This is a genomic window from Chthonomonas sp. (assembly GCF_035294505.1).
Lineage (GTDB): Bacteria > Armatimonadota > Chthonomonadetes > Chthonomonadales > Chthonomonadaceae > Chthonomonas.
Genome location: NZ_DATGKU010000207.1, coordinates 1 through 3,673 on the forward strand (window position 1 = coordinate 1; position 3,673 = coordinate 3,673).

Consider the following 3,673-nt stretch of genomic DNA (forward strand, 5'->3'; position numbering starts at 1 on the left):
TCGATGGGGATGGTGTGTCCTACCCGTCCCATCACGGCCTCCTGGGTTTTGAGGCCATTGCCCGTGATGGCGATCACCACCACATCGTCTTTGCCGAATCGGCCCTGTTCCGCCAGTTTTTTCGTCACCGAAACGGTAACGCCGCCGGCCGTTTCGGTGAAGATGCCCTCGGTTCGTGCCAGCAGCTTTATGCCTTCCACCACCTCCTCATCCGTAACGTCTTCGGCCCATCCGCCGGATTTTCGCACCGTATCTATGGCCGTATAGCCGTCGGCAGGGTTCCCGATGGCGATGGAGCGGGCGATGGTATTGGGGCGTTGTGGGCGAAACACGGCCGCCTCGGTTTTTATGGCCGTTGTTATGGGGGAGCAGCCTGTGGCCTGGGCGGCGTACATACGGGTATTCACCGGTCCATCGAGAAGTCCAAGCCGCTCCAACTCTTTCAAACCCTTATAAATTTTGCTGATCAACGAGCCGCCGGCACAAGGCACGATCACGTGGTCGGGCGCTCTCCAGCCGAGTTGTTCGGCGATCTCATAGCCATAGGTTTTGGAGCCGTCGCCGTAGAAAGGTCGAAGGTTGATATTCACGAAACCCCAGCCGTAGCGGTCGCCCGCTTCGGCGCAGAGGCGGTTCACCTCATCGTAGCAGCCGGACACGGCGAGCACGTTAGTTCCATAGATAAGGGTGCCCACCACTTTGCCCTGTTCTAGGTCGGCCGGAATAAAGATGTAGGAGCGGAAGCCCCCTTCTGCGGCGTGGGCTGCCACCGAGTTCGCGAGGTTCCCTGTAGAGGCACAGGCTACCGTGTCGTAGCCAAACTCACGGGCTTTGGTGAGGGCCACAGCTACCACTCTATCTTTAAAAGAGAGGGTAGGATGGTTCACGGCGTCGTTCTTCACATAAAGGTTTTTGAGGCCAAGCTCGCGTCCCAGCCGTTCCGCCTTCACCAAGGGCGTCCAGCCGACGTTTTTGCCGACGGTGGGCGGGCCTTCCACCGGCAGGAGGTCCCAGTAGCGCCACATGGAGGGGGGGCCGGCGGCGATCTTTTCGCGGGTAACCCGCTGTTCAATAAGCTCCCAATTCAGTTTAACTTCGAGGGGTCCGAAACAGAGTTCACAGACATGCACGGGCGCCAGCGGATACTCTTTTCCGCACTCGCGACACTGCATCCCCAACGTTTTAGCAGACATTCGTTATAAGCCTCCTCAATGAGCTAGACAGAGTGTGAAGTCGGCGCAGAGACAATTAAAAAGCCTCTCGACCGGCGTGCCCGCGTTGCAGGCACACAGGACGAGAGGCTCAAGCCTTCGTGGTCCCACCTGTTTTCGCCACAACCTCACGATTGCGGCCTCGGCGGGTGCAACGACGTTCCTACGAACGCGTACACCCTGGCCCTATAACGGGAGCCCCCCGGCCTTCCCTACTCAGCCAACGAAGCGCTTTTCGAAAAGGCGGCTCAAAGGCCATTTCGGCAGGTTCGCTCGTACCGGCTTCCACCAACCCGGCTCGCTGTCACCGCGCCGCCTGCTTACTCCACCTTCTCTTCGCCTTGCCACTTTCCAACTGTGTCGGACGTAAATTATACACGGTGAGCCGTTAGAAAGTCAACCCTCTTTTTCTGCTTGACACCTTCCCGATAATGACGGTATGATAAATTTACCTTATATAAAAGCGTTGCGCTCGAAGACGAGCGCCCTATAACGCCACAAAAGAGCGCCCGATGCCTGAATTGAGTCTGTTTACCGGTGCGAACCTAGCTTATGTTCTAGACCTCTACGAGCGTTATCAACGCGATCCGGAATCGGTAGATCCGGAAACACGTGCCTTCTTCGAGGCCTATCCTCTCTCCGCTTTGCTCGAAAAAAGCGCCTCCCCCGATATTTCGAATAGGCTGCTCGAAGCGGCTATTGCCACGGTGCGCCTGGCGCGCTATATTCGTCAGCGAGGCCATCTCGATGCCGATATTGACCCGCTGCATCTCAGTCCACGAAGCTCTGCCGAGCTGGAGTTGAGCGCCCATAACCTCACGCCGGAGATATTGGAGCAACTGCCCTCGAGCCTCATCGGCGGCCCCATCGCTCAGGAGACCACCAACGCGCGCGACGCCATCGCGCGGCTGCGACAGGTCTATTCCGGAACGATTGGCTATGAGGACGAGCATATTCAGGAGGCCAAAGAGCGCTACTGGCTGCGCGAGGTTGTGGAAAGCCGCCGCTTCTTCAAGGATATAGACCCTGCGCGCAAGCGCGACCTGCTTCAACGCCTCATCGAGGTGGATATTTTTGAGGATTTTCTGCAGCGAACTTTCCCAGGGGAGAAGCGTTTCTCCATCGAGGGCACCGATGCCCTCGTGCCTATGCTCGACGAGATCGTTCGTAGTGCTGCCATTGAAGGCATGCAAGAGGTGGTCATGGGCATGGCCCACCGCGGGCGTCTCAACGTGCTGGCGCACGTGCTCGGCAAGCCCTACGAGGTAATTCTCAAGGAGTTCCAAAACAACATCGGTGGCGAGGGCACCTCGGTATCCGGCAGCAATTTTGAGGGATGGTCGGGCGACGTGAAGTATCACCTAGGCTACAGTCGCGCCTTTCGCGAATCGGGCGTGGCCGAAATGCCCATTACCCTTGTGCCCAACCCAAGCCATCTCGAATATGTGAACCCCGTTGTAGAGGGGCATGTACGCGCTGCACAGGAACGCCGCGACTCCATGGGCCGTCCTCCCCAAAACGAACGTGCCGCACTGCCGATCCTCATCCACGGAGATGCCGCCTTCTGCGGACAGGGCATCGTTGCCGAAACGCTAAACCTCTCGCGTTTGCCGGGGTATCGCACGGGGGGAACCATCCACATCATTTTAAACAACCAGATCGGCTTTACCACGCTTCCCTCTGAAGGCCGCTCCACCCTCTATGCCAGTGACCTTGCCAAAGGCTTTGAAATCCCCATCGTTCATGTAAATGCCGACGACCCCATTGCCTGCATCGCTGCGGCTCGCATGGCCTTTGCCTATCGAGAGGAGTTCGGTAAGGACTTTCTCATAGACCTTATCGGCTATCGGCGCTATGGACACAACGAAACGGACGAGCCACGCACCACACAGCCACGTATGTATGCGCTTATAGATGCCCATCCGCGCGTGCGCGAAATCTTTGCACGCGAGTTGGAGAAGGAGGGCATCGTATCGCGGGACGAAGCTGCGGCCATGGTTAACGAGGTGCGCGAACGCTTGCGCAAAGCGCTCGATGTGGCCTCGCATATGGAAAACGGTGAGGAGAATGGCAACGGCCATCTATCGCCACCGGAAGAGGATGTCGTTGAGACCGGTGTAAGCGCAGAGACCCTCATCGCGCTTAACGAAGCGATGCTAGAGTGGCCGCCCGGCTTTCATGTAAACCCGCGAACCGCAAAACAGTTCTATGAACCGCGTCGGCAGGCCATTCATCAGCCGCGCGGCATCTACTGGGGGCACGCGGAAGCGCTGGCCTTTGCCTCTATTCTTGCCGACGGCATTCCTATCCGCCTCACGGGTCAAGACACGGAGCGCGGCACCTTCGATCAGCGTCGCCTCGCCCTTTACGACGTTGAGACGGGCGAGCGCTATGCGCCGCTAGAGCATCTTCCTCAGGCGCGCGCCTCCTTTGCCGTCTATAACAGCCCTCTTTCCGAAAGC

2 protein-coding genes are annotated in these 3,673 nt (G+C 58.2%); one reads left to right on the forward strand and one right to left on the reverse strand.

Features of this window, described 5'->3' with window-relative positions:
* Positions 1–1,193: threonine synthase (gene thrC, locus VKV18_RS12785; protein WP_324204585.1), on the reverse strand; the 1,193-nt coding region annotated here is incomplete at its 3' end.
* Positions 1,194–1,723: 530 nt separating this feature from the next.
* Here thrC and VKV18_RS12790 point away from each other — a divergent pair.
* A partial coding sequence (locus VKV18_RS12790; RefSeq protein ID WP_324204586.1) for a thiamine pyrophosphate-dependent enzyme occupies positions 1,724–3,673 on the forward strand: 1,950 nt, incomplete at its 3' end.